This window comes from Chryseobacterium sp. ISL-6 (assembly GCF_018613715.1).
In the GTDB taxonomy this organism is placed as follows: domain Bacteria; phylum Bacteroidota; class Bacteroidia; order Flavobacteriales; family Weeksellaceae; genus Chryseobacterium; species Chryseobacterium paludis.
This window is the reverse complement of sequence record NZ_JAGGPT010000001.1, coordinates 807,177-832,060: the sequence shown is the minus strand read 5'-3', so window position 1 is coordinate 832,060 and position 24,884 is coordinate 807,177. Positions and strand designations below refer to the sequence as shown.

At 34.0% G+C, this 24,884-nt stretch carries 24 protein-coding genes; 5 read left to right on the top strand and 19 right to left on the bottom strand.

Annotated features, from left to right (window positions below; all coding sequences use genetic code 11):
* Nucleotides 1-459: 459 nt before the first annotated feature.
* From J7E44_RS03885 to J7E44_RS03845, 9 genes are all read right to left on the bottom strand, one after another.
* Nucleotides 460-1,233, bottom strand: coding sequence for an SDR family NAD(P)-dependent oxidoreductase (locus J7E44_RS03885; protein ID WP_214825802.1), 774 nt, complete (start codon nucleotides 1,231-1,233; stop codon nucleotides 460-462).
* A gap of 231 nt (nucleotides 1,234-1,464) precedes the next feature.
* Nucleotides 1,465-2,868 (bottom strand): mercuric reductase, encoded by a 1,404-nt coding sequence (locus J7E44_RS03880; protein ID WP_214825800.1) that lies wholly within the window; start codon nucleotides 2,866-2,868, stop codon nucleotides 1,465-1,467.
* Nucleotides 2,869-3,255: 387 nt separating this feature from the next.
* The gene (locus J7E44_RS03875; RefSeq protein WP_214825798.1) at nucleotides 3,256-4,182 is read right to left on the bottom strand and encodes a hypothetical protein; all 927 of its coding nucleotides are present in this window, start codon (nucleotides 4,180-4,182) and stop codon (nucleotides 3,256-3,258) included.
* Nucleotides 4,183-4,272: 90 nt separating this feature from the next.
* Nucleotides 4,273-5,397, bottom strand: coding sequence for a hypothetical protein (locus J7E44_RS03870; protein ID WP_214825797.1), 1,125 nt, complete (start codon nucleotides 5,395-5,397; stop codon nucleotides 4,273-4,275).
* A 274-nt stretch (nucleotides 5,398-5,671) separates the two neighbouring features.
* On the bottom strand, nucleotides 5,672-6,286 hold the full coding sequence (locus J7E44_RS03865; protein ID WP_214825795.1) for a response regulator transcription factor: 615 nt from the start codon (nucleotides 6,284-6,286) through the stop codon (nucleotides 5,672-5,674).
* Nucleotides 6,279-9,293: a sensor histidine kinase gene (locus J7E44_RS03860; protein WP_214825793.1), complete on the bottom strand. Its 3,015-nt coding sequence runs from the start codon at nucleotides 9,291-9,293 to the stop codon at nucleotides 6,279-6,281. The genes J7E44_RS03865 and J7E44_RS03860 overlap by 8 nt, the downstream gene beginning before the upstream one ends.
* Nucleotides 9,294-9,495: 202 nt before the next feature.
* The gene (locus J7E44_RS03855; RefSeq protein WP_214825791.1) at nucleotides 9,496-10,020 is read right to left on the bottom strand and encodes an NADPH-dependent FMN reductase; all 525 of its coding nucleotides are present in this window, start codon (nucleotides 10,018-10,020) and stop codon (nucleotides 9,496-9,498) included.
* Between the two features lie 78 nt (nucleotides 10,021-10,098).
* Nucleotides 10,099-10,944, bottom strand: coding sequence for a universal stress protein (locus J7E44_RS03850; RefSeq protein ID WP_214825790.1), 846 nt, complete (start codon nucleotides 10,942-10,944; stop codon nucleotides 10,099-10,101).
* Between the two features lie 20 nt (nucleotides 10,945-10,964).
* Nucleotides 10,965-11,414: a MarR family winged helix-turn-helix transcriptional regulator gene (locus J7E44_RS03845; protein ID WP_214825789.1), complete on the bottom strand. Its 450-nt coding sequence runs from the start codon at nucleotides 11,412-11,414 to the stop codon at nucleotides 10,965-10,967.
* Between the two features lie 311 nt (nucleotides 11,415-11,725).
* On the opposite strand from J7E44_RS03845, the gene J7E44_RS03840 reads away from it, so the two are divergent.
* Entirely contained in the window at nucleotides 11,726-12,286 is a 561-nt protein-coding gene (locus J7E44_RS03840) for an OmpH/Skp family outer membrane protein (RefSeq protein WP_214825788.1), read from the top strand.
* 158 nt (nucleotides 12,287-12,444) lie between these two features.
* On the opposite strand, the gene J7E44_RS03835 is transcribed toward J7E44_RS03840, so the two are convergent.
* Nucleotides 12,445-13,530 carry a sulfatase-like hydrolase/transferase gene (locus tag J7E44_RS03835; RefSeq protein WP_214825787.1) on the bottom strand — a complete coding sequence of 362 codons (1,086 nt, stop codon included), beginning with the start codon at nucleotides 13,528-13,530 and terminating at the stop codon, nucleotides 12,445-12,447.
* 190 nt (nucleotides 13,531-13,720) lie between these two features.
* Here J7E44_RS03835 and J7E44_RS03830 point away from each other — a divergent pair, with 190 nt between their 5' ends.
* Both J7E44_RS03830 and J7E44_RS03825 read left to right on the top strand, forming a co-directional pair.
* Complete coding sequence (locus J7E44_RS03830) at nucleotides 13,721-14,314, top strand: TetR/AcrR family transcriptional regulator (protein ID WP_214825786.1); 594 nt, start codon at nucleotides 13,721-13,723, stop codon at nucleotides 14,312-14,314.
* Nucleotides 14,315-14,426: 112 nt separating this feature from the next.
* Nucleotides 14,427-15,701, top strand: a complete 1,275-nt coding sequence (locus tag J7E44_RS03825; protein WP_214825784.1) for an MFS transporter — start codon at nucleotides 14,427-14,429, stop codon at nucleotides 15,699-15,701.
* 71 nt (nucleotides 15,702-15,772) lie between these two features.
* Here the strand turns inward: J7E44_RS03825 and J7E44_RS03820 are convergent, their stop codons facing one another.
* From J7E44_RS03820 to J7E44_RS03805, 4 genes are all read right to left on the bottom strand, one after another.
* On the bottom strand, nucleotides 15,773-16,267 hold the full coding sequence (locus tag J7E44_RS03820) for a hypothetical protein (RefSeq protein WP_214825782.1): 495 nt from the start codon (nucleotides 16,265-16,267) through the stop codon (nucleotides 15,773-15,775).
* 244 nt (nucleotides 16,268-16,511) lie between these two features.
* On the bottom strand, nucleotides 16,512-17,375 hold the full coding sequence (locus tag J7E44_RS03815; protein ID WP_214825780.1) for a helix-turn-helix domain-containing protein: 864 nt from the start codon (nucleotides 17,373-17,375) through the stop codon (nucleotides 16,512-16,514).
* A 319-nt stretch (nucleotides 17,376-17,694) separates the two neighbouring features.
* Complete coding sequence (locus tag J7E44_RS03810) at nucleotides 17,695-18,078, bottom strand: hypothetical protein (RefSeq protein ID WP_214825778.1); 384 nt, start codon at nucleotides 18,076-18,078, stop codon at nucleotides 17,695-17,697.
* Nucleotides 18,079-18,152: 74 nt separating this feature from the next.
* Nucleotides 18,153-18,683 carry a Crp/Fnr family transcriptional regulator gene (locus J7E44_RS03805; RefSeq protein ID WP_214825776.1) on the bottom strand — a complete coding sequence of 177 codons (531 nt, stop codon included), beginning with the start codon at nucleotides 18,681-18,683 and terminating at the stop codon, nucleotides 18,153-18,155.
* 274 nt (nucleotides 18,684-18,957) lie between these two features.
* On the opposite strand from J7E44_RS03805, the gene J7E44_RS03800 reads away from it, so the two are divergent.
* Together J7E44_RS03800 and J7E44_RS03795 are read left to right on the top strand one after the other, a co-directional pair.
* Entirely contained in the window at nucleotides 18,958-20,013 is a 1,056-nt protein-coding gene (locus J7E44_RS03800; protein WP_214825774.1) for a hypothetical protein, read from the top strand.
* A gap of 135 nt (nucleotides 20,014-20,148) precedes the next feature.
* Nucleotides 20,149-21,276, top strand: coding sequence for a lysophospholipid acyltransferase family protein (locus tag J7E44_RS03795; protein ID WP_214825772.1), 1,128 nt, complete (start codon nucleotides 20,149-20,151; stop codon nucleotides 21,274-21,276).
* Between the two features lie 52 nt (nucleotides 21,277-21,328).
* Here the strand turns inward: J7E44_RS03795 and J7E44_RS03790 are convergent, their stop codons facing one another.
* From J7E44_RS03790 to J7E44_RS03770, 5 genes are all read right to left on the bottom strand, one after another.
* Nucleotides 21,329-22,108: a helix-turn-helix domain-containing protein gene (locus J7E44_RS03790; protein ID WP_214825770.1), complete on the bottom strand. Its 780-nt coding sequence runs from the start codon at nucleotides 22,106-22,108 to the stop codon at nucleotides 21,329-21,331.
* Nucleotides 22,105-22,761 (bottom strand): NAD-dependent epimerase/dehydratase family protein, encoded by a 657-nt coding sequence (locus J7E44_RS03785; protein WP_214825768.1) that lies wholly within the window; start codon nucleotides 22,759-22,761, stop codon nucleotides 22,105-22,107. Before J7E44_RS03785 ends, J7E44_RS03790 begins: the two co-directional genes overlap by 4 nt.
* Before the next feature lie 6 nt (nucleotides 22,762-22,767).
* A complete protein-coding gene (locus tag J7E44_RS03780; RefSeq protein WP_214825766.1) occupies nucleotides 22,768-23,796 on the bottom strand; it encodes an SDR family oxidoreductase in 1,029 nt (342 codons plus the stop codon).
* Nucleotides 23,797-23,920: 124 nt separating this feature from the next.
* A complete protein-coding gene (locus J7E44_RS03775) occupies nucleotides 23,921-24,139 on the bottom strand; it encodes a DUF4287 domain-containing protein (RefSeq protein ID WP_214825764.1) in 219 nt (72 codons plus the stop codon).
* Nucleotides 24,140-24,237: 98 nt separating this feature from the next.
* Nucleotides 24,238-24,867 carry a class I SAM-dependent methyltransferase gene (locus tag J7E44_RS03770; protein ID WP_214825762.1) on the bottom strand — a complete coding sequence of 210 codons (630 nt, stop codon included), beginning with the start codon at nucleotides 24,865-24,867 and terminating at the stop codon, nucleotides 24,238-24,240.
* Between the last annotated feature and the right edge of the window lie 17 nt (nucleotides 24,868-24,884).

Here is a 24,884-nt window from a genome sequence, read left to right as displayed (position 1 = left end):
GTTTAATATTGTTTTTTTTATTTGTTAAAATTCATGAAGTGTCTGATGATAATTTATTCATAATGCAATATGTTTAGTAATAGAATAATAAATTTAAAATAATAAATTGAATAGAGTATGTTCTAAATGTTAAATTTTCACATCTCAGAGAATTAAATATTCATTGCAAAGCTGCTTTTGTAATGAAAGAAGAAGTAATACCTTCCTGTATTGATCTCCTGTATATTTTGATTAGTAGGTATTGAAACAGTTTTGGAGTCAATAATAGAGACAAAGGAAATTTGTATTTTTAACTCATATTTAAAGCACGCAGAAATTGTAAAAAGAAATGGAATCAGTCACGAAAATTAAAATCTATCATTTAACCGGATCAATTTATCGTCTTTATTTTTCATTACATAAATTTGTAAAAAAACTTATGACAAATTGATTACCATAAGTTTTTGGTTTAATGAATTCCTACCACGGAAGACTGTTGTTTACTCCCGAAAAATTGCTGGGTCCTGTAAAGCTTCCTGTTGGGATATCTTCTGCCAATGCCACTCTTATTGGTTCAACCGATCCTTTTTCCACTGTATCTGTTCCCTGAAAATTATTGAGTGCCGTAGCGGTAAAACCAGGACTTACAAGATGGACTTTGATGTTGGTGTTTTCCAATTCTATGGCTAGAGAAAGAAAAATCCCATTGAGTGCTGTTTTAGAAGCTCCATAAACCGCATCAAATGCCGAACGGTAAGGGTTTTCCGGATTTGAATTCAATACGAGAGATCCCAATGCACTGGAAACCGTCACAATACGCGCAGCAGGTGCATTTTGTAATAAAGGCAAAAAGGCTTGCGTGATTTCTAAAGTACCGAATACATTTGTCTTCCAAACGGTTTCTATTTCGTTGATAGGTACAATGCTTGCCCGTTGTGCTCCCAATACTTCTTCCATTGTACGTCCGGAATGGCCAGCATGTGAGATGGCTGCGTTATTCACTAACAATGTAAGGTACCCAAATTCATTTTCTATTATTTTTACTGCCGCATTGATGGAATTGGAATCAGTGATATCTAATTGAATAGCTTTTGCTTGACCGCCAATCTCTGCGACAGCTGTCATGCCCTTTTGAAGATTACGGGAACCTACATAAACTGCGTATCCATTATTGGTGAGGGCCTTAGCAATTTGAAAACCTATCCCAGTATTCGCACCTGAAACCAATGCTACTTTTTGTTCATTTGTCTGCATAATTTTAAATGATTTAAATTAATACAGCAAATTTGGATATTAAAATAGCAGGATTTGTAGTTAAATCGAGACTGTTTGAAGCCATATTGAGGATAGACTTTCTATAGTCATCTTTTTTTGTCGGGAGGCAAGAATTATAGTTTCAGTATTTGGAAATTTTATTTTAATATTAATGAACTTTAATGATTACCTTGAAAGAGAGGCAATGATGCTTACTATTTTAAAAATTTATCATGATGAAATGCCTGGTTTTAGATGGGCTGGATTAAAGAGATTGTTAATTGCCTCGGCATAGGTAGGATGTGCGAACATGGTATCGCGTAATTGGTCATAAGTCAACCCGCCCAACATAGCGATCTGCAATATAGACATGAACTCTCCACCTCCCGCACATAGTGCTGCAACTCCCAAAATCTTCTTAGTATTATGGTCCACAATCGCCTTTACGAAACCTATTGTTTCGTCAGTTTCTACAGCCCTTGCTATAGAGGATGCATCCATTTTAGCTATAGAAAAATTCAGATTTCTTTCACGGGCTTCTTTTTCCGTGATCCCAATTCTTCCAAGCTCAGGATCAATAAAAACACAGTAGGGAATCAATCGATCGCGAATAGTAGAAGTTTTTTTGCCAAATAAATGGTCGGCCACAACAAGATAGTCATGATATGACACGTGAGTAAATGCAGGTCCACCCTTTACATCTCCAAGAGCATAGATGCCCGCTTCCGTTGTTTCCAGATAATCGTTAACAGGAATAAATCCCCTTCCGTCCATTGGAATATTTGATTTTGATAGATTGAGTGTTTCAGTATTGGGTATTCTACCGGTAGCGACTAAAACATGGGTTCCTGATATTGTAAAAGGTTTCTCTCCTGATGACAGTTCTATTTGAATGGATTCATCTGCATTTGAGGATACACTATTAACCACTGCATCCGTGATAATTTTTACCCCTTCTGCTGTAAGAATCTGTGTGATCATAGATCCAACATCATCATCTTCTTTAGGTAATAATTTGGCGGACTGCTCTATAATCGTGACCTGACTGCCCAATCGACTGAAAATCTGTGAAAATTCAAGCGCAACATAACCACCCCCAATAATAAGTAACTTTTTGGGTAAGTGTTCAAGGGTTAAAAGAGTCTTTGATGTAAGGTAATTTACGCCTGTTAACCCCTTTATTTCAGGAATCCGGTCTCTTGTTCCCGTATTAATAAATATCAACGATGCTGTAATAAAAATATCACTTGAATCTGCAAATTCTACTCGTATCTGTTTATGTCCTGAAAAGCTACCTTTTCCATGAAAAAAATTAATATTGGGATCTTCAAAAAGTGATTTTTCCAAACCTTCCCGGGAATGAGTTACAACCTTGTTCTTCTGCTGATTAATTAGTTGAAAATCGGGTGCATTATTATTTAATGTAATGCCATATTTTGTGGCATTTTGGGACTGAAAGATGACTTTGGCTGATCCTACTAATGTCTTGGTGGGTGTACATCCGTAGTTCACACATGTCCCACCAACAAAATCTGACTCGACAAGTGCAATACGCTTACCTTCTTTAGATAACCTTTTTGCAAGTGGAGTTCCTGCCTGTCCTGAACCAATAATAATTACGTCAAATTTTTCCATAATGATTTTGTTTGATTAAATACAGTTTATGGCTTTATTGCTAGACTAAAAATAATGAAATAAATCGTATGTAAAATTAAAATTCAGAGTTTTTGTTGTATAAAAACGCTCGAAATAAATTAATAGGGAGTATTTTAAATTAGCTTTTTAACATTTTAAAAAAAATGAAACATAGCAGTTCTTTGGCCTTACTCCTCCGTCAAAATGTTTGGATACTTACCTATGTTTTGTGAATTTTTAAAAACAAAGTGGCTGCCCTTTAAGACAACCACTTGTTAAACCTTGTAAAATGAGGGATTTCTACATGTTTGAGTTTCCATTGTGTTATTAGAATCTATAAACGATGAATAGCATATCTATGAATGATTCTCCTAGTATGATATATTATTAATTAGCGATTTTATAACCATATAAAGAGCTTACAACCACTTGGTAGACATTACCACTGGTTACTGCAGCAGCTGCTGCCATGCTTACTGTTTCACCTGCATTTAAATAGGCAATACAAGAGACATTTTTACCTATTAATGTGCCTGGATTAGGGTGATAAGACTGAACTAATATGTTATTGGGATTTGTACTGTAATTCTTTATAAGATATAAAACCACCCAGGCAAAATTGGGAGCACCTGGAACAGAGCCATTATCGAACTGTGTAGATCCGTAGAACATATAATATCCATTGGTAGGTGCTGTGAATTTTCCATTTACAGTGTTAAGAACATTTCCTGTATTTATTACCGTTCCTTCAGGATAATGTATTTCAGATGTAATATAAGGGCCTGTGCTTGCTGTAAGGTTTTGCCTGGTTGCAGTACTTACCGTTGAAAAGGGATAGGTAGAAGCTGCTATCGGTAAATTATCAGAACTCGACAGTAAAATAAGTTCCCATGTTGTTCCTGTGATCGTTCCTTTGCTAATAAAAAATGCATAGTAACCAGGAGATACATTTACTGTTGTTATACCAGTTCCACTTTGATTGTCAATTAATTCAGTTCCATTGGCGGTGATGGAAAGTTGGGCAGTTCCTGTATTTTTAAAATGGTAGGTCCTACCCATAAAATTTCCGGATCCATTTATGGCTGCGGGCAGAGTTAAAGTTCCATTACTGTTACCATTATAAGCTATATAGTAATCTTTGGGATCTACAGTTCCACTTGTCGTAACCGATCTATACGTGGCTGCAAATGATCCGCTCACCGTTAAAGTACTACCGGGAGTAGTGGTATTAATGCCTACATTTCCAGCTTGTGAGTAGATTAGAATACTATTTAAAATTAGTAATAAGGTAAGGAAAATTGAATTTCTTCTCATATAAAATTGTTGTTTTTAAATGGTATTTAGATCATTAGTATCTAAATAATTTCTGTTGTTCATTTTTATGAACTGAAAGTTTATATTATATTAATTTTGGAACTTTACAAAATCTAAGTAAAAAGAAGGGTTTCCACCATTAAATCCCGTCGGAACTACTAAATTCGTTTTGTGAGCAACTATAGGATAAATTCCGGGAGCTGCGAAGTATAATACTCTGGTCTGATCTCTTGGTACAAAATTAATAGGATCAGGGCTGCCGGTTCCACAATATGCTTTCCATACTTCTCCTATACCACCGATGTAAAACCAGTAATCATTACAAGTAGATGTGATTGTAATTCCAGAACGGAAAAAATACCATCCTTTGGCAGGAATGTTTACGGATATTCCTGTGGCTAGATTATCTCCACCTGCATTTCCGGTGAAAGGATTGACCAATGTTCCTGTATAAGATGTCCAGTTATTGGCAAAAGCGGTGGTAACTGTAGATGACCACGTCGCTAATCCATTGGAATCACTGGTTAATACATATCCTAATTGTTGTGTACCATCTTTAATTTGTAATGCTCCGTTTGTTGTTCCATTATCAATAACTATTTTCGCATTGGCAGCTCCTGCCGGAACTGTATTTGTACCTAATAAAACTTTACCTGTACCGGTTACACTTAAATTGTTTCCTGTGGTAGCAATATCTGTAGCCTGGGAAAGAGCGCCTCCTAATTTTACATCATTACCCGAAAGCGTAAGTCCATTACTGGCAGTAGTTGCACTACTATTGGCTGTTGTAGCCTCCCATGTGCTCGTTGCTCCCGTTAGTCCTGTATTGATCAACTGTACGCTTTGATTGGCAGGTACTGAAACGTTTGTATTTCCGTTAATTGTTTCTGGAGCTGCAGAGTTTACTGTTATTGTGAAATTGGTATTATTCTTAATCGTATAGATACGTCCTTTGAAGTTTCCAACTCCATTAATTGCCGGGGGAAGATTGAATACCGCATTAGCAGTGCCATTATATGAAACATGGAAATCGGTTGCGGTCAAATTGTAAGATGTTGCACTAACTGCCCTGTAACTGGCAGCTACAGATCCATTGATATCTATTGTCGATCCTGGAGTTACCGTATTTATTCCAACATTTCCTGTTTGTGCAAAAGTGACTGTTGAAATGAATAATCCTATTGTTTTCAATAGTGGTGTAAAATTTCTACGCATTTATTAAATATTTTAATGGTTATGATGCTTTTAAAAGTCCTTCATTACTAGAAAATAAGCAGGTACATTTATATTTCATTTGTTGGTGTAAAATTATAGGAAATACTGCTACAAGGGATCTTATAGTATGTAGAATGAAGTAAAGAATGATGTAGAAAATTTTCTACATCATTCTTTTTAAGTTGATAATTTTAAATAGTGTATTTTATAACTGCAAAAGAAGAGTTATTTAATGAATAGCAAAAAAAGCATACCATTATGGAAAAGCTTTATTCTAGGATATATAGGTTTGGTAAAGCTTAATCAGGTCAGCAAGGTGGTTGGTTTTTAGCTTGTTATGGATTCTTTTTTTGTAAGTACTGATTGTACTCATCTGAATATTCAGTTCATTTGAGATTTCTAAATTCCCATATCCCTTTACCATGAGAATAAAAATTTCATATTCCCTTTCTGAGAGATTTTTTATAGAATCTAAAGGGGAAAACTTTAATAGTTGGTGGACAATACTGGATGGATAATAGTAGCCTTCTGAAAATATTCTATTCACTGCTTCTGAAATCTCATCAACTTTACTCAGCTTACTAAGATATCCATTGGCTCCTTCTTTTATATATTGTACCGCTATTTCTTCCTCATAGGCTGAGAATATAAGAATTTTTATATCGGGATCAAGCTCTTTAATTTCAGGGATCATTTTTTTATTTTTAGTCTCTGGCATATTGATATCCAAAATAATAAGATCGTATTTTTGTTTTGAGATCTTATCTAAAGCTTCCGGATAGTCTTCGGCCTGATCAATTGCTATATTGGGTATCCTTGATTCCAGTATCAGGCTTGTTCCTGTTAGTACGACATGGTGATCATCAGCTATAAGAATGTTTCTAATCATCTTTTTTATTTTTTAAAATCAATTGGCAGGAGGTTCCACCGGAGTCATTTTTTTTGAAGATAATTTTACTTTCTATCATTTGTAATAATTGCAGTACCAGATGCAGGCCCATGCCATATTTTTGAAGTAACAATTTTTCACTTTCAATATTATTCTGTAGCCTTGTATAGTATTTTATTTTTTGCTCGTCCATTCCGATGCCAGTGTCACTTATACGTAAAATAATATTCCTATCATCCATATGGCTATCTATTGTTATCTCACCATTTTTTGTGTATTTCACCGCATTATCTAAAAGATTGTGAATAATGGCAGCAAGTATATTTTTACTGATCTGTGTCATTATATTCTCTTCAACAAGATTGCTAATAGATGTGTTATTATTTTCGGCTATGGCATGGAAAAGCACTTTTTTTTCTTCAATTAGCTTATATAAAGAATAGACCTCTGTTTTATCTGATCGGTAATGACTGTATATATCTGCATATTCTTTTAATGTGACTGTAAAATTGTACAGTTGATCTGATGACTTGTAAATGGAATCAAGTATTTTTTCAGTCCTCTGTTGATCGAATTCTTTTTGACTCAGTATTTCCTTTGCTGTTAGGGCAATGAATTTTACCGGAGTTGTTATGTCATGGGTAATTGTACCGATGAGTTTTTTTTGTTGTTCAATTTCCTTATGAAGCTGTGTTTTTGTTATTTCTAATTTTTCTACAGTCGTAGAAAGGCTTTTAGTACGGATATTAATAATTTCTTCCAGATCATGATTTTTCTTTTGTAGAAAATTGATTCTCCATTTTACCAAAAGGAATAATAGGAGTAAGAACATTGAAAAGGTAAGAATCTTAAACCATAGCGTCTGGTAAAAATAAGGCTGAATAATTATATTAATTTTTTTATAAATGTATTTTCCATCATCAGAAACAAGCATTTTTGCAATCAGTGAATATTTTCCGTATCCAAGATTGGAAATAGAAAATTTTCTGTCTTTTCCGATAGATTCCCATTTTGCATTTTGTATGCCCATTATTTTTGCTTCTATAACAATATTGTCAGGATTAGCATAATAAGGGACATCGATAAATAGATCGATCCTGTTAGATTTTTGCTCCAGATGCAGATCATTTTTAAAACATTGCTCCTTATTATCAATCAGAGCTCTTTCGATGTATATATTCTTCGGATAATAACTTCGGATCTTTAATGGATTAAAAAAAACAAGACCATTCAATGAAGGAATGACAAAATCACCATTGCCTAATTGATTACCACATACATTACTGCCGCCATTAAATTCATTGGTATTGAAACCTGAATCTTTTGAAAATCTATAATAATTTACTTTAGAGCTTTTATTTTGAGCATATTGCAATAGCTGACTTTCTAAAACCCTGTATAATCCATTATTGGTAGGAATCCAAAAAAAACCTTTCATATCTTCCAAAATAGTATGAGAAGAAGAAATGTTATTATTAAGATCATAAGGCATTTTAATTAGCCGGTTATTTCTTAACAAATAAAACCCCTTTCCTAAAGTAGTGACCCAGAAATTACCGTCTTTTGATTTTATAATACTACGGATTGATAATTCCTTATCTCCGGTAATGTTGTATATTCTGTTTGTTTCTGTCTGTATCCTGTATAATCCTTTTATAGTACCGACTAAGATATTGTTCTGATCAAGTGGTATTAATTTTGTCGGTTCATTATCAAATAAAAATCTCTTTTTTAAAGATCTGAATGACCGATCTCTGTATATTTCAAATACGCCGCTAAAGTCGGGAGTGCCTTTTTTTTTTGGTTTTGAACGTAATACATAATATTTTTCCCCGTCAAAGAAAAAGTCCTTTAAAGAAAAATCTTTTACAGTAGTGTAATCGGTATAGGATGTTGTTTCTGTATATATGTTTAAATCGTCATCCTTTCTTACTATAATATTTCCAGATGGATCATACGCCATAAAAAAAGGAACCGTGTTTCTGAAATTTTTGTTTTTTACAATGCCATTTCGATTATAGATCTCTCCATATGTATTCATGACCGAAGAGCTGTCATAAGGTAAAGTAGCATAAAAAACAGACTCTGGTTTTGATGGTGGTCTTTTTATGGTAACGAAATCTGAAAAATTTATAATTTGTAAACCTTCCGTACTTCCTCCAAGATAAAGCCTTTTGTAAAATTGGTCATAGTAAACACTAATAAAACTGTCACCTTTTACTTTATCTATCTGAATGATCTTAGATATTTTTAGCTGCTCATTTTCATAAGTGCAGCTATAGAAAATATTTTTATTTTGAATCAGAACCTGATTATTTATTCTGCTCCAGAAAACTTTACTATGAATATCAGTTAATAGTGGCGCATCATATGAATCTATAATCTTTCCTTTTTTTATTTTAAGTACCTTTTTTGAACTGAAGTCTATATAAAATAAGTCTTCATCTATAGTGAAAATTCTGGGTATATTTTTGTAGATAGATCTGATCTTTAGATTTTCTTCATTTTTTGAGTGGAAGTCAATAAATGTTAAATTATTTTCCTTTATGTAGTATCTCCCATCTTTAAAATTCATATAAAAATATACACCTGGAGATTTTGAGTAACTATAATTAGAACCATACAAAAAGTAATTGATATTATCTTTAAGTATCAAATTAGGAAACCGTTTTGATGGAGCAGTGACTTTTGGAAATTTTTTGTGTATAAGTATAACTCTTCCATAATCTCCGGCAGTAAAAATACTGTCTTTATCCGTGTTTCCAGAGAAAAAGGTAAAACGCTGACTGTTTAATGGGAAGTTTTTATAGACCAGGAATTTAGCACCATCATATCTTACAATTCCGTTTTCGGTGGTCAACCATATAAATCCATACTTATCTTTTATAATATCCTTAACGCTGTTTTGTGGAAGCCCATTATCAGTATTATATAACTGAATGTTATATTTCTGACTGCTGACTTTGAAAAAGATGAATAAGAGGATTAAAAGTATATTTTTAGGCAAATCTCATTGTTTTAAGAATGAGACAAAGATATAACGGAATAAATAATAATAAAATAATGATAATTAAATTTACATTACTTTTTATTTGTCATGAAATATAAATTTTGCATTTATTTCACGTAGTATATTTGCTGAATGTTTAAAGATTAAAGTAGTGGAATAGGGCTAAATAATGATTTGTTCTGCCGTCCGCAAATGGGATTCAGGAAACAAGTTTCTCAAATGCACTGACAAATCTTTCCAGATCAGTTTTAGTTAGGCTATCGGTTATATCTCCCTGTTCATTTATTTTTCCTTTTATACCCTGAATTAAAAGTGTCGTATCAGTAGTGAATTTTGCCATTAAAGTATTCATTATCAGCTGTAATTCTTCATGTCCTTTTTCACCACTTGCAGAAGCTGTAATAAGTCCTGTGGGTTTTTCAGATAATATTGTTGTCGCTACACACCATTCAATAGCATTTTTAAGTCCGCTTGGAATGCTGAAAACATATTCAGGTGTACAGATTAAAATTCCATCTGCGGTTTCAATTTCTTGTCTGAAATCTAAGATTGCCTTTGGTGTCTTATCTATGGAAAGTTCAGGGTCAAAATGCGGAAGTGCCTTAAGTGCGTTAAAAACTTTTAGATTAAAAAAATCTTTTGTCAGACTCGCGAAGTTATCTATAAGCCTCTGATTTGCTGAGGTATTGCTTGCACTACCGTTTATTACAAAAATTCTTTTCATGAGTTTTATTAACGAAATAATTTTAAATCAGTTATAAATGACTTTGAAAAACCCGCTTGATATTTATTTGAATAGATCTTACTTTAATATCAAAACTGGCTGGTTGACATTTTGATAAATTCCCTCAGAAATACTCCTGTTTGCCAGATAATACAGGAAACTATGTCTTCCCGGTAAAGCAATGATCAGATCCGTTTCATTAGATGCTGCGAAAGTCAGGATTCCGTTGATGATATTTTCATCATTATAATAATGAATACTGCTAGGGATTTTAGTAAGATATTGACGGATATATTCTTCGAGCTCTTTCTTTTTATCACCATCACCATCAGCTCCTTCTTTTGTAATATTTAAAAACATCAGCCGAACATCCTGTTTTTCAATAACGGATTTGTGATGAAATAACCGGTCTAATTTTGTTATACCATTTACATCGCATGGAATCAGGATGTTTTTTATTGTACTGTATATATAGCCATTAGGAACTATTAAGGCCTTGACAGGACTTGTTCTGGCAATGCTAATAATATTCTCTGAAACAAAACTGTCACTGGAAGAGGCCTTATCATCACTTCCCAAAATAAGAAGTTCTATAGAAGGCTGATTCTTTACAAGATCATGGATACTTCTGGTCAGTGTCCATTCACTTACGGCTTTTAAAACTTTTAAATCAGGTGCTTTTTCAACTATGATATCCACTAAGTTATTAAGGAGTTGTTCTGTACTTTCGATCAGGCTATTTACATTTTCCTCATTAACTAATACATGTCCTTCTGAGATATGCAGGTAGTCGAATTCAGATTCCTGTGAGGTTTTTAAAAGAATAATATGGGTGTATTGATATTGTTTTGCCCATTCTGCAGCAAGCTTTACTGCATTTTCGGTAGTTGATGTAAAGTCAACCGGTACAAGTATGGTTCTCATATTGATTAATTTAAGCTTAGTTATTCGAGATTCGCTGTCATTTTTTTTACTAGGAAAAGTGCATTTTTTATAGCATCTTTACTAATATCATCAGCCGCTTTTTTATAAAGTTCCAATGCCCAGGGATAAACGATTTCTACAATTTCCTTTCCTTTTACAGTAAGGAAGATCTGTTTGTTTCTTCGGTCATTTGTATATTCCACTCTTTCAACTAACTCCCTTTTTACAAGATTGTTAATCAGGTAGGTTACGCTTGATTTATCCTTGCTGATTTTATTACTTATTTCCTGTTGGTTTATTCCGTCATTACGGGAAAGTAGGCCAAGTATTTCAATAAGTTCAAAAGAAAGATCAGGGTCATATTCATTAACTTTCGTTTGGATCTTTTGCCGTAGACGATTTTTCATTTCACCCATTGCCAGACCTAGTTCTAAAGCTAATTCGGATATGTTATTTTGTTTTTCAGACATATGTAATGATTAACTAACTGTAGGTGAGGATAGATCATGAAGTTTATTTAAAATCTTTAAGTAATCACTTGTATAACAAATATAGTAAAAATTAGTTTGAATTAAAACTAATTTGTCATAAAAAGATATCCTCTTTAAAGGAAATTTTATTTTAATTTTTAATAATTCTTTAATACAGCAATTTTAGATGATAAAAACCGTTTAAAATTAATATTTTTACACCAAAACGTACAACAGTTGATCAGGCATGTAAACATACTTAGATCATTTTCAGGTTCGTTTTGCAAAATGATTAGAACATATATTTAATAATGAAAAATTTTAAAATTGCGGTTACATTTGGATTATTCTTACTTTTTGGCTTTACTAATGCCCAGAAGATAGGGGTTATAGACACCAGAGCAATATTGGATAAAATGCCTCAATATAAAGAAGCTGAAGCGAGACTTAACGCACAGATAGATACCTGGAAGTCTGAACTTCTGGCTATACAGACGGAATATGCAAAGAAGAAATCAGCTTTGGATAACGAAAGAGTATTATTAGTAGGAGATCAGCTAAAGCAGAGAGAAAAAGAAGTAGCTGATTTGGATAAAAATATTAAAACCACTACCAGCTTAAGATTCGGAAATAATGGTGAAGTCAGTCAACTGAAAAAAAACCTGGCTGTACCTTTTGAGGAGCAGATACACAATGCTGTTATGACAGTTTCTGAAAAAAACGGATTGGGAACCATTATCGATAAAAAAGACAGTAATGTCCTTTACCATGAGAAGAAATTCGATTATACAGAAAAAGTATTGGATATTCTCTTAAATAGAACACCTGAACCTGAAAAAAAGGATAGCCCGACTAAAAAAAGTAAAAGATAATTCCATCTAATCTTATTTGAACTATTAAAAGGGATAATGAAAGAGGCAAAAGTATTTTAGCTGACCTTTTTTTATAAGTAACTGAATAATTTCCTTTAAAAAAATAAAGCCTTGATCAATGATGATCGAGGCTTTAAGTTTATACATGCAATTCAAGTTTATTTTCCAACAACAGATTTTATAGATTCCCCAACGGGATGATTAGTCTTAAAAGTAAATCCAAGTAAACTGGCAATGGTTTGAGCAATCTGATCCTGATAGATCTGTGCAGTATTTTTCATTTCTCCCGATGGGGGAGTATCAGGTCCTAGTGCAATCAACCATGTTTCGTTAGAATGTTCTGATGATGATCCATGACTTGTCCACTGACTTTCTAAACCTCTTCCATGGTCGGGACAAATAATAAAAGTGGTATTGTCTTTATAAAAAGGATCCGCCTGCATTGCCGCCCAGAGATTTCCAATCATAGCATCCAGATAATGTGCGGAATCCAAATAGTAATCATATTGTCCAGCATGGCCAAGATCGTCAGGATCAGCGAAATCAATATAAACCATTTTAGGATGATTGGCGGCAATATATGTTTTAGCAATAGCATAAGTACCCACGTCCCAACGTACAGATCTGCCAAAATAATTAGGAAGGTAATTTTGTATTTCATTAGCCAGTTTCTGGGCTTCAGTTAGGTTTTTACCTTCTGCATTTTCAAACGGATTGATTACAGGCATATGATTCCGATCACGGTTTACAATTTTTGATACAGCATCCCAGCCAGCAATTATAACTACCTTACCCTGATAGTCTTTCTGTTTATTTATAAACTCCAGTACATTTTCGTTCGGGTTATTTGGATATGAATTAGAATTTATCTTTTCATCATAAAAACCGGTTACTGTTTCACTTCTTCCGGGGTAAGAGAACCAGTATTTATTTTTTACATTCACCGGGCTGTTTAGGTTCCTGTTGCCATATAATTGTCCTTTTTTTGAAATTACATTCCAGAAGAAAGGCATTAATTTTTTTCTACGTTCATCTTCTGTTTCAGCCCAGAATTTTTTATACACCTCAGTAGAATCCTGCTGACGGAATTTTTTATTTTGTAAAAGAGAAGAATCAGCTCCTTTAAAGATTTCCTGCCAGCGGTAACCATCAATAGAAATCAATACGATATTCTTGGTTTTTGTATTTTGCGCACCGGCCAATTGTGCAAACAGCATGAATATCAGGAAAAATTTAGTTTTCATAGAACAAAGACAAATTTATTGGTTAACAAAACTAAACTTTGTCAAAAAATAAATCAACAAACTCTTATTAACTCTGTGTTAATCTTAGAGTAGTGATGTTTTTGTATTACAGAAAATTAAGAGAAAATAATTTCTATAATTAATAAATATTCATTAATTTTACGCCTTGAAATTTTAGAACATTTGAAAAATGCGCATAAAAGACACTGATAAAAGGGAACTGATTCAGACAGAAGCAATTAAGATGATCATAAAAGATGGATTGGAAGGATTCAGTATGAACAAGCTGGCTAAAGCCTGCAAAATTTCTGTTGCAACTCCCTACATCTATTACAAAGACAGGGACGATTTAATTTTAACGATTGCGAAAGAAGTAGGGCAAAAAATGTCTGATGCCATTCTTAAAGATTTTGATCCGGACGCACATTTTGAAGAAGGGTTGAGAGTCCAATGGAAAAACCGATATAGTTATATAACAACAAATCAGGATAAACATCTGTTCTTTGAACAATTGAGAAATTCAAGTTATCAGGAAGAATTTCTTCATCATTTTTTACGCGGATTTAAGGAAATTCTAGGAAGGTTTTTAGAAAATGCTGTTAAGAGAGGTGAATTAGACCAGATGCCTTTTGAAGTTTACTGGTCAGTTGCTTTTTCGCCTATGTACTCTTTAGCACGTTTTCATAACGAAGGAAAAAGCCTTGGTGGAAAAGTGTTTAAAATGACTGATGAGATTTTATGGCAAACATTTGATCTGGTAGTCAAGGCGCTTAAGAAGACCTAATTAGAAATTTCAGTCACATTTTATTTACAACAGAAACTGATTAAAACAACTTGAATGGTCAGTTTAAATTAAAAAATAACGGCGATAACCGCTGTAAATTAATTTTAAAATTATGGAAAAACAACAACCTTTGCCCTTTACGGGCTATCAAAAGTTTGTCATATTTATTTTAGCTATTACGCAGTTTACGGTAATATTAGATTTTATGGTGATGTCTCCGCTTGGCGACATGCTGATGAAATCACTTAGTCTTAAACCGTCGGCTTTTGGTTTTGCGGTTTCAGCTTATGCTTTCAGCGCAGGTATCTCAGGTTTGCTAACTGCGGGCTTTGCCGATAGGTTTGACCGGAAGAAGCTTTTACTTTTCTTTTACATCGGATTTATAGCTGGAACCATCTTTTGTGGAATGGCACAATCTTATCCGGTATTAGTTGCTGCCAGAATCATTACCGGTCTTTTTGGTGGAGTAATAGGTTCTATTTCTATGGCCATTATTACCGATTTATTCGCCCTTCAGCAGAGGGGTAGAGTGATGGGATTTATTCAGATGGGATTTGGTGGCAGCCAGGTTTTGGGTGTACCTATTGGTCTTTATTTAGCTAATCAGTGGGGTTGGGAGGCTCCTTTCTGGATGGTAGCAGCTTTGAGTATCATTATTGCTGTTTTAATTTTTATGAAACTGCAGCCTGTAGTAAAACATCTTTCTGTACAAAGGGATAAATCTGCCTTCCAGCATTTATGGCATACCATTGCAAAAGGCAATTACCGGGTAGGTTTTACAGCAACAGCTTTACTTTCCATTGGTGGTTTTATGATGATGCCTTTTGGAAGTGCCTTTGCGATCAATAATCTGGGGCTTACAAACGAGCAACTTCCTATGTTATTTATGGTGTCCGGGGTAAGCTCACTCGTGATCATGCCGTTAATAGGAAAATTAAGTGATAAGATCGATAAGTTTAAAATATTTGCCGTTGCCTCTTTGTGGATGGTGGTCATGTGTGTGCTGTATACCAATTTATCTATAACACCGCTATGGTTGGTTATGATATTCAATATCCTGATGATGATCGGAATTATGAGTAGGATGATTCCTTCTTCAGCTCTGACAAGTGCCATACCAGATTTACAGGATAGGGGAGCTTTTATGAGTATCAACTCTTCATTACAACAAATTGCAGGTGGAGTTGCAGCAGCTGTTGCTGGTGTCATTGTTACCCAAAAAAGCAAAGGAGCACCTCTAGAACATTATGATATAGTTGGTTATGTGATTGTTGTCATCTCTTTTATCAGTATATTTTTAATGTGGCGGGTTAGCAATTTAGCTAAAAAAAAGGCAGCTGCTGATATGACTTCCGTTGAAGAGCCTGTTGTCCCTTTAGCAGAGTAAATAAGATAGAAATTCAATAAAAAAATGTTCGGACCTCCGAACATTTTTTTATAAAGAAAAAATTTAAGAGTTTAAAATGACCCTTGTTTATTTGCCTTTCGCTGCGTTATATACTGATAAACAGAGCCTGCAATAAAAAGAATAAAAAGAACAAGGAGGGTTTTACCTATAATTGGATCAGTGATATCTTTAGCCAAAGGATGCCCTAGTGGAACACGGGTGAATGTTTCATTAACTGTTGGAACAAGGGAAAGGAAAAAGCTAAAGGAAAGTGAGAAGTTTTCAAAATAGCGGGCTCTTTTACTTTTTTGCTTTTTTGAAAAAAGGAAATAGGCCACGGATACCAAAATGATGATAAAGATCGAAAAAGCATGCCCTGGATTAAAGCCACCATGTTTTGAGATACCCAATGCGGTGAGTGATGTAACAAGGGTTCCATAGAAATATACTTTGCCATATGGTTCACTCAGATTAATCCTTCCATATTTAATAAACGATACTAATGCGCCTATTATAGCAGCTATACCTATAATTGTGTGAAAAATTCCTAAACTTGATAGTCCCATTTTATATTATTTTATGTTATAAATTCTATTGTTTTAAAGACGACAGGTTGATAAAAAGTCATCTGTCCGCTTTATTGTTTCTCTAAGAGGAACACTGCAAAATTGCAATAGAAAAGAAAAAATAACTTTGTGATTTCGTTCAATTATTTGGGATTTTGGTTCATAAAAAAAGCATTCTTAAATTAGCTTTAAGAACGCCCGATCCTGTTGGAGAATATTGTAAGAATTATCGAGTAATAGAATATTATTTTAAATGTTTATTTTTCAGTTCCTGACGATAATTTGTAGGACTTAAGTTATATTTATCACCAAAGCTTTTTGTAAAATTTGCCAGATCATTAAATCCACAATCAAAAGCAATATCGGTGATTCGCTGATCCGAAACCAGAAGTAGCTCAGCTGCTTTTTCGAGTTTCTTGTTTTTAATATAGTTGGCGGGAGTATCATTGTATAGTTTGGCAAATTCTCTTTTAAAAGAAGATACACTTAGATTATTTTGTTCTGCGAGCTGTTCAATTGTTAATTGTGAAAACAAATTAGCTTCAATGATCTGCTTAAAAGTATAAGTTATTGGAGAAAAGAGCTGCGATAATATAACCTGTATCGCTTCTGCATTTTGTGTTTGAGCTAACAACAGTATGATTTCCTTTAGCTTCAGGATCAGGATATCCTCATTAATCAAAGATGGATTCTCAAAATAAAATAATAAGCCTTCAATGTATTTTTGAATTAAAAATTCATTATTTATTTTTTTATTTGACTGATTTGAAATGATATTCCTTGGTGGATGAAGCAATGATGGGAGTTCCCGGTCATAAATTTTCTTTAATATATCCGGATAAAAAGTAACAATTACAATTTCACAATTGCTTTCGGGGTGTGAATTATGTATTTGCTTTCCAGAGCTTATACAATTCAGGAACAATGAATAATTTGTAGGAATATTAATATCCTCGTTATCAATCTGATATTGAAATTCACCTTTTAGAACATATAGAAAACAGGCCTGTTCAGTAACAGGGAAATCAAAATTAAAAGGTGGTGTCAATGCAATTTTTTGCATTAAAGTCTTTCCAAAAAGATCATACTTTTTATAGTCATTTACCATACATTCTATTTATTTGGCCTCTCAGCAGGATTTCAGTAACGGATCCTTCTACTAAGATAGTTTGTTCTTTGCAATTAATAACCCTATTGTTTTTGATTTTAAAACTTGTAAAACTTTCTGCTTACTTTAAAGGCACTTTCTGTAATTGAAACCTATTTGAAGAATTGATGCTTGCCTTCAGGGAGCTCTAATTTTAGGGTTGACGAATTGATCAATAAAAGAAAATGAGGTAGAATTTATATCTACCTCATTTTTGTTTACATTTCTCATTTTCAAATAATAAAAGGGAGATTTACCCTTCTGCATATTTTAGCAGAGCTTAAATTTCTGAGCCGAGTTTTTTTTCTGAAGCAGAGCCTTCTAATAAGGTAGTCAACTCATCACAATATATTACCTTATTGTTTTTAATAGTAAATTCCGCGAAGACCTTATGTTTTACAATTTCCCCATTTTTGAGAACGCTTGTGACAAAATGTTTGGTAAATACTGAAGTTTCATTACTTGCTATATTTTCGAATACCACATTTTGCTGATCTGCTTTTTCTTTTAATTTCTGAATATGCTTTTTAAAAGAATTAAAATCCAAGGTTACATTGTCTACGCTCTGTATATAATCTTCACTAAAGTATTTATTGATCAATGATTCATCGTAGTTTTTATTTTCAATGACATCGGTAAATACTGCTTTTATTAATTTTTCCATTGTTGATATTATTTTCAACAAAAGTACTTAGCATCCGGGTGGCCAATCGATAACAATTGTAAAGAAATATACACTCAACGATTTCTGATTCTACTTAAGCTTACCGGAGTAATACCCAGATAGGATGCAACTAAATGTTGAGGAATACGAAGAATAATTTCAGGATTTGCTTCAAGCAGTTTTTTGTATCGTACCTCCGGTTTGTCCTGTATTTTTGATATCAGTAGTTGCTGATAATCATTGATTCTGCTGATCAGGTATTTATTGAATAAATTTAAGAAATCATTGTTTTCTGATAATTTGTCTATTACCGTTTTTTCTATTGATAATACTGTACAGTTTTCAATTGTTTCAATGGTGTAAGAACTTGGTCTGTTATAAAAAAAACTTTCAGAGGAGCAGAAAATATGATCTTCGAAAAGAAATTGGAAAGAGATTTCTTTACCATCGTAATTTGTCCATCCTCTAAGGATTCCCTTTTTCAGATAATAAAATTTTTTTGAAATGATACCTTCTTCAATAATAATTGTTTTGGGTTTATATTTTTCTTCTTTCCCTGATTTAAATAAAATATCAATTAACTGATTTAATTCCTGATTTTTCATAAGATACAAATAATGATTGGCCTTTTATTGAGGAAAAACGAACTTTTAATTTTACACTGTAAAAAAGCCCTTTCTAAAAGATGCTTAAAAATACAAATGCAAATAAATTCACAAGCATTTCAAATTTAAAAATAATCCACAAACATACAAAAGCCAATCAAATCCTTCGGTATAGATATTGCTCATTAATTTCTAAACTCGGTGAGTTAAGATTGTTCAATACTATTTGAGATCGAAAAGCCGAGCCAAACTAACCAATCACACACACATTAAAATGAAATTAAACTATCGTAGTCTAATAACGGTTTCTATATTAGCTTTATCTTTAGTTAGTTGCGACAGAGATAAATCCGATTCTTCAGATCCTGGTGATGCAGAGATACCTGAAATACCGGTCTCTGAAATCTATGTCTCTGGTTATGAAAGCGGAGATGCAAAATATTGGAAAAATGGTACTGTTACCAATCTTACCAGTGCATCGAGTGGCGGATATGCAACAGGAATAACGGTTGCAGGCAACAATGTATACGTAGCCGGATGGGACGATATTCCTGGCGGAAGAAAGCTCCAATATTGGAAAAACGGTGTTCCAACACAACTTGCTGTTGGCGATCATAACACATTAACAGGCGGCATTGCTGTAAGTGGTAACGATGTTTATGTCACAGGAGCACAAACTGACAGTAATGGAACTAAAGTTGGGAAATGCTGGAAAAATGGTGTGGCTACGAATCTCTCCGACGGTACACCTGGTCATCATACCAATGCTGGTGGAATAGTGGTGGTAGGAAACGATGTTTATATAGCCGGTGGTGAATTTAACGGAAGCCGGGGTGTTGCCAAATATTGGAAAAACGGAGTAGCCGTACCTCTTACCGATGGCACCAAATCAGCACATGCTTATGCCATTGCAGTTGATGGAAGTGATATTTATGTTGCAGGATATGAAGCTAAAACAACTGACGGTGGAAGTCTTCCTATTGCCAAATACTGGAAAAACGGAGTCGCTGTGCCACTCACTGATGGCGCCAATTATAATATTGCAACGGACATTGCCATTTTGGGAAAAAACGTATACGTTTGCGGATATCAAAATAATGGCAGTACCGGAAATACCGCGAAATATTGGAAAAATGGTGTCGCCAGAGATCTTACAAACGGATCACAAGGAGGATCCCAAGCGAATGCTATTGCTCTTTCGGGAGGTGCAGTATATATTGCGGGATATGAAGGGAATTTTGTAACCTATTGGAAAAATGGTGTAGCAACACATCTTTCTAATGGAGGCAGCAGCAGTTCTTCGGGGCTTGCAATCTTTTTGAAAAAATAGAATTATAATTAAAAAGCCTCTTATTAAAATCTTTTTTTGTATTCTATTTACAAAATAGCAATTATGACATGAATCATCAGATGTAGTCAATAATTTTTTGTTCTTTTGCAAAGCGTTTAATTTTTAAATAAAAGAATGTCGAAATTTGATGATATAAGGCCTTTTTACGACCATGAAGTAAATGATGCATTGCAAAGTATTGCTAAGCATCCTATGATGAAGGCATTGATGCGTTTTACTTTTCCCGATCATGATGAAGAGTTTTGGCTTAAAGAATTTACAAATATCCATTCAATAAGTGATTTTCAACATCATTTTATCTCACAAACTGTCCGCCAGATTCTGAAACAGAGTTCCGAAGGATTAAGTACATCGGGATTTGATCAGTTGGATAAAGATGCTGCGTATTTGTTTGTATCCAGTCACAGAGACATTGTTTTAGATACCTCTCTGCTTAATTTAGTATTGCTGGATCAAGGACTGATTATGACCTCTTCAGCCATTGGTGATAATCTTGTACATAAGAAATTTCTGCATGTACTTGCAAAACTCAATCGTAACTTTTTAGTTCAAAGAGGATTACCTATTCGCGAACAGCTGAACAGCTCAAAGGTGATGTCTGAGTATATTTACGATTTATTAACGAAAGAAAACCGTTCAGTCTGGATTGCACAACGTGAGGGCCGAACCAAAGATGGCAACGATGCTACCCAGCAGGGTGTCTTAAAAATGCTTGCTATGGCGGCAGGTGAGCAACCGTTAAATGATTTTTTTAAGACATTGAAGATAGTTCCTCTTTCCATTTCATATGAATATGATCCTACAGATGTTCTTAAAATGCCACAACTTATGGCAAAATCAAGAAATGAATTATATGTAAAAGAGAAAGATGAAGACTTTATGACTATGCTTAGTGGAGTATTGGGACAAAAAAAACGTATTCACCTGCATGCAGGTCAAGTTCTTAATACGGAATTTGATGAGATTGTTTCAAAATTCGACAATAAAAATAAACAGCTGCAAGCGATCGCTCAGGTCATTGATGATTCCATTATAGAAAATTATAAACTTTGGCCGACCAACTTTATAGCCTATGATTTACTAAATGGAACAAATAAATATTCCGATTACTATACAGAAGATGAAAAAATGCTTTTTGGAAGAAGAATGGAAATGCGTATCGATATTTCTGATTCGGTTCTGAAACAGAGCTTCCTGGCTATGTATGCTAATCCTGTGATCAATAAAATGAAATATTTATAAAGTTTGTTCGCTTCTAAGTAGCCAGGTCTATAATATTGTAGATTTTAATCCGCTACAAGCTACTTGCTGATACACCGAATTCTTTTTTAAATGCAAAAGAGAAATGCGACAGATCCTCAAAGCCTAAATCAAGATATATATCTGTTGGCCTTTGTCTTTTTTGCTCTATAAGAAATCTTGCTTCCTGCAATCGTCTCCTCGTTAACCAACGATTAGGTGTTTCATTGAAGATGGTTTTAAAATCCCTTTTAAAAGCTGACAAGCTGCGCCCGGTAAGGAAAGCGAAACGTTTCATACTTACATTGAACCTGTAATTTTTTTGCATAAATTCTTCAAGGTCCACACGCCCAGGGAAACCAAAATCAAATAACACATCTGATAATTCGGGATGCAACTGCAACAGGATAAGAAGTAATTCTTCTCTTTTTAAATCAGAGAATGTTTTACTGATGTCTCCAGAACCATTATAATAGGGTTCTAATGAAAGAAGGAAGCTATTGATAAGGTTATCTTTTCTGAGTCTGATAAATGTGTCCTTTGATTCATGATTAAGAAAGCTAATGCTATGCTTCTTTTGAAAATCTCTCAGAAAAATTTCATCGAAGAAAAAGATAATTTTTTCAAATTCATTATTCACTCTCACTTTATTGTATCGTGCCAGTCTATTTTTACGGACAACACAGCTTTCGCCGATTTTGAGTGTATAATGCTTGTTTCCATCATAGCCATTCATGTTGCCTTTTACCAGGAATAAAAAGAAATGTTCGGTGATGAATTCTTCTGCTGAAATGGCAGGACCTACGATACAGGATTTTATTTCTGATATTTTCATGATTTTGCTTGTGATTTTATGTCTTTTACTTCCAAAATAGGAGTCTTATATCCTTTGGATACGCAATTGATCATTGCCAGACCGACTTCCCGCATTGTACAGATCCAATTAGGAAAAAGCAAGTACCATAAAGGAGATAGTACTTCAAAAATACGGTAAACAGATCTTACATTTTTTTGACCTTTTACCGGTTTCATAAAACCGGGACGAAAATTATATACTGCTTTAAAAGATAATTTAAGCAAAGCATTTTCGGTTCGTCCTTTTACTCTGGCCCACATCGCTTTTCCTTTTTCTGTACTATCAGTACGGTTGCCAGAAACATATATAAATGTCATGGCAGGGTTAATTTGAGATAGTATCTCAGCAAATGGAACGACAAAGCCAAATGTTTTTCTGGTAAATGATTCCTCATTTTCACCAACAGCACTTGCTCCTGCGCAAAAAAAACACCCATCATAGTTTTCCAGATCTTGACGGTAGTTTTTGATGGTTGCAAAATCTTCTACAATCAGTTCTTTTAATTTTTCATGTGTGAGAGTAAGAGGTTTCCTGCTTATGATGAGGACCTCTTTTACCACTTGATTTTCCAGGCAAACAAGCAAAACGCCTTCACCTACTAATCCTGTAGCTCCGGTAATAATTATTTTCATCTATGTTTATTTTACAATATCAAATTTAATCAAACTATTGGCTGTCGCTACAATAGCTTCTTCGGTAGAACGTGGTTTCCATCCTAACACTTTGATGGCCTTTTCACTACTTGCATTCTTTATCATTCCTAAATAAGGAGCAACTGATTTCAATTTAGGATTGAATATGGCCAAAACTTTAATGAACCAGTTGGGTAATTCTTTGGTTGGCACTTTTGATGCTTTTTCACCCAGGTTTTTTCTAAGGACATTTGCTGTATCTATCAGAGAAAAACCTTTCCCTGCAACCGCTATAAAACGTTGGCCATTGGCCTGAGGCATTGTCATCGCCTTAAAGTGCAAATCAGCAACATCACGGACATCCACATATCCTGAAATTATTTTGGGACAGGCTTTCATATCTCCATTAAGCATTTGCTTGATGTTTTGAATAGAATGTGAAAAGTCATCTCCTAATACAGGGCCCAAAACTCCGGTGGGATTTACCACAGACAATTCCATTCCTTTGCCTTCATTTTTTATAAAATCCCAAGCTGCTTTTTCAGAAATTGTTTTCGATTTTTGATAAGGGAATACTGTTTCATTAAGTACTGTCCAGTCTTCTTCTGTATATGGAGTGGTTTTTACAGTACCAAATCCTACAGCACCAAAAGCTGAAGTAAGAACAACTCTTTTTACACCTGCCTTTTTTGCCGCTCGTAATACAAATAGAACACCATTTTTAGCAGGAATTACAAAATCATCTTCAGTCTTTGCATCAGTATGAGGAGTTGGTGATGCAACATGAATGACGTACTGGCATCCTTCGGTTGCTTTTTCCCAACTTGATTCATTCTGTAAATCTGCTTCTACAAATGATAAATCTTCGAATGAATGAAGACCGGCTTCTTTTAACATTTGTTTTACCAATTGTGATTTTTTTAGTGAACGGAGCGTGGCTTTTACTTTGTAGCCATTTTTAAGTAAAGTAATAATGCAGTAAGAAGCTATGAAGCCTGAACCGCCAGTTACCAATACTGTTTCTTTATTTTTCATTTTTGAAAGTTTTGATAGGACAAAGTTCCATCATAAAATGAAGAATAAATTTGTTCAAAAGTCCAAAATTAATTTGTTCAAAAGCTCAGATGTTTTTACAATATCTCCTTTAACTTATAATCTATTATTCACGTTTGCCTTTAAGATAGGCATACATTGCTGTTGCATGTCCGTGCCCTAAATCAAAATCTTCCTTTAACCAGTTGATAATTTCAGTCGCTTTGATATTTGTATTAATAGCACCGTTTTTAGTGAAACCTTTTTCATCTGCAAGAAGTTGGAAGTCTTCCGGTGATTTGCCGGTTTTTTCTTCAATGTTTTTCATGTAAGTTGTAAATGACATAATTATTTGTTTTTAATATTCATAAAATGTTTTTAGCGATGATTATTGATTATGAAACTTCTTCAACATAAGTAATTACAAGGAGAAATACGAATCAATCAAATCAACTTTCCGATCAATACCAAATCTGTAATTGTGGCGCCATCCTTATCAGTAGATTTAAAACGTTTTGTTTGAATAACCTCAAAGTTATTTTCCTGGAATGCTTTGGTTAAATAATCTGCCTGATGATAATAAAGATACACCTGGTCACCTAAACTGGATGTGATTAATCCCGATTTATTGTAGTCATCCTCCATAGTGCTTAGATAAAATACACCACCAGGTTGTAATAATCCGGAGACATTTGCGATTAACTCAACAGCTTCCTCACGAGATAAATAAGGAAGGCAAAAGCCGCAGATGATTCCATTAAATCTCTTTTCAATCTGATTTATTTCCCGACAGTCCATAAGCTGAAATTGAGCAGTAGGATTATTGATCTGGGCAAGATCGAGCATTTTTGATGATAAATCAATTCCCAATATATCGTAATCGGGTTTTCTATCCAACAGGTATTTTGTAATATTTCCAGGACCACAGGCGATATCCAGAATGTCTGCATGATCGGCTGTTATATGATCGCAGAACAAATTAAAAGTGTCAGCAAAGGAACTGACATCCATAAACTTATCCTGGTATATTTTTGCCGCTTTGTCAAATGCTTCAACGGGTTTTAATATTTTCATAATGTGATATTTAGGTA

Excerpts from the sequence above, each read along its gene's own strand:
- J7E44_RS03770 (WP_214825762.1), bottom strand. The coding sequence starts at position 24,867 with ATGAAAATATTAAAACCCGTTGAAGCATTTGACAAAGCGGCAAAAATA.
- J7E44_RS03870 (WP_214825797.1), bottom strand. The coding sequence starts at position 5,397 with ATGCGTAGAAATTTTACACCACTATTGAAAACAATAGGATTATTCATT.
- J7E44_RS03845 (WP_214825789.1), bottom strand. The coding sequence starts at position 11,414 with ATGTCTGAAAAACAAAATAACATATCCGAATTAGCTTTAGAACTAGGT.
- J7E44_RS03775 (WP_214825764.1), bottom strand. The coding sequence starts at position 24,139 with ATGTCATTTACAACTTACATGAAAAACATTGAAGAAAAAACCGGCAAA.
- J7E44_RS03800 (WP_214825774.1), top strand. The coding sequence starts at position 18,958 with ATGAAATTAAACTATCGTAGTCTAATAACGGTTTCTATATTAGCTTTA.
- J7E44_RS03835 (WP_214825787.1), bottom strand. The coding sequence starts at position 13,530 with ATGAAAACTAAATTTTTCCTGATATTCATGCTGTTTGCACAATTGGCC.
- J7E44_RS03805 (WP_214825776.1), bottom strand. The coding sequence starts at position 18,683 with ATGAAAAATCAGGAATTAAATCAGTTAATTGATATTTTATTTAAATCA.
- J7E44_RS03840 (WP_214825788.1), top strand. The coding sequence starts at position 11,726 with ATGAAAAATTTTAAAATTGCGGTTACATTTGGATTATTCTTACTTTTT.
- J7E44_RS03795 (WP_214825772.1), top strand. The coding sequence starts at position 20,149 with ATGTCGAAATTTGATGATATAAGGCCTTTTTACGACCATGAAGTAAAT.
- J7E44_RS03790 (WP_214825770.1), bottom strand. The coding sequence starts at position 22,108 with ATGAAAATATCAGAAATAAAATCCTGTATCGTAGGTCCTGCCATTTCA.
- J7E44_RS03850 (WP_214825790.1), bottom strand. The coding sequence starts at position 10,944 with ATGAGAACCATACTTGTACCGGTTGACTTTACATCAACTACCGAAAAT.
- J7E44_RS03825 (WP_214825784.1), top strand. The coding sequence starts at position 14,427 with ATGGAAAAACAACAACCTTTGCCCTTTACGGGCTATCAAAAGTTTGTC.
- J7E44_RS03815 (WP_214825780.1), bottom strand. The coding sequence starts at position 17,375 with ATGGTAAATGACTATAAAAAGTATGATCTTTTTGGAAAGACTTTAATG.
- J7E44_RS03820 (WP_214825782.1), bottom strand. The coding sequence starts at position 16,267 with ATGGGACTATCAAGTTTAGGAATTTTTCACACAATTATAGGTATAGCT.
- J7E44_RS03875 (WP_214825798.1), bottom strand. The coding sequence starts at position 4,182 with ATGAGAAGAAATTCAATTTTCCTTACCTTATTACTAATTTTAAATAGT.
- J7E44_RS03810 (WP_214825778.1), bottom strand. The coding sequence starts at position 18,078 with ATGGAAAAATTAATAAAAGCAGTATTTACCGATGTCATTGAAAATAAA.
- J7E44_RS03785 (WP_214825768.1), bottom strand. The coding sequence starts at position 22,761 with ATGAAAATAATTATTACCGGAGCTACAGGATTAGTAGGTGAAGGCGTT.
- J7E44_RS03855 (WP_214825791.1), bottom strand. The coding sequence starts at position 10,020 with ATGAAAAGAATTTTTGTAATAAACGGTAGTGCAAGCAATACCTCAGCA.
- J7E44_RS03830 (WP_214825786.1), top strand. The coding sequence starts at position 13,721 with ATGCGCATAAAAGACACTGATAAAAGGGAACTGATTCAGACAGAAGCA.
- J7E44_RS03865 (WP_214825795.1), bottom strand. The coding sequence starts at position 6,286 with ATGATTAGAAACATTCTTATAGCTGATGATCACCATGTCGTACTAACA.
- J7E44_RS03885 (WP_214825802.1), bottom strand. The coding sequence starts at position 1,233 with ATGCAGACAAATGAACAAAAAGTAGCATTGGTTTCAGGTGCGAATACT.
- J7E44_RS03880 (WP_214825800.1), bottom strand. The coding sequence starts at position 2,868 with ATGGAAAAATTTGACGTAATTATTATTGGTTCAGGACAGGCAGGAACT.
- J7E44_RS03780 (WP_214825766.1), bottom strand. The coding sequence starts at position 23,796 with ATGAAAAATAAAGAAACAGTATTGGTAACTGGCGGTTCAGGCTTCATA.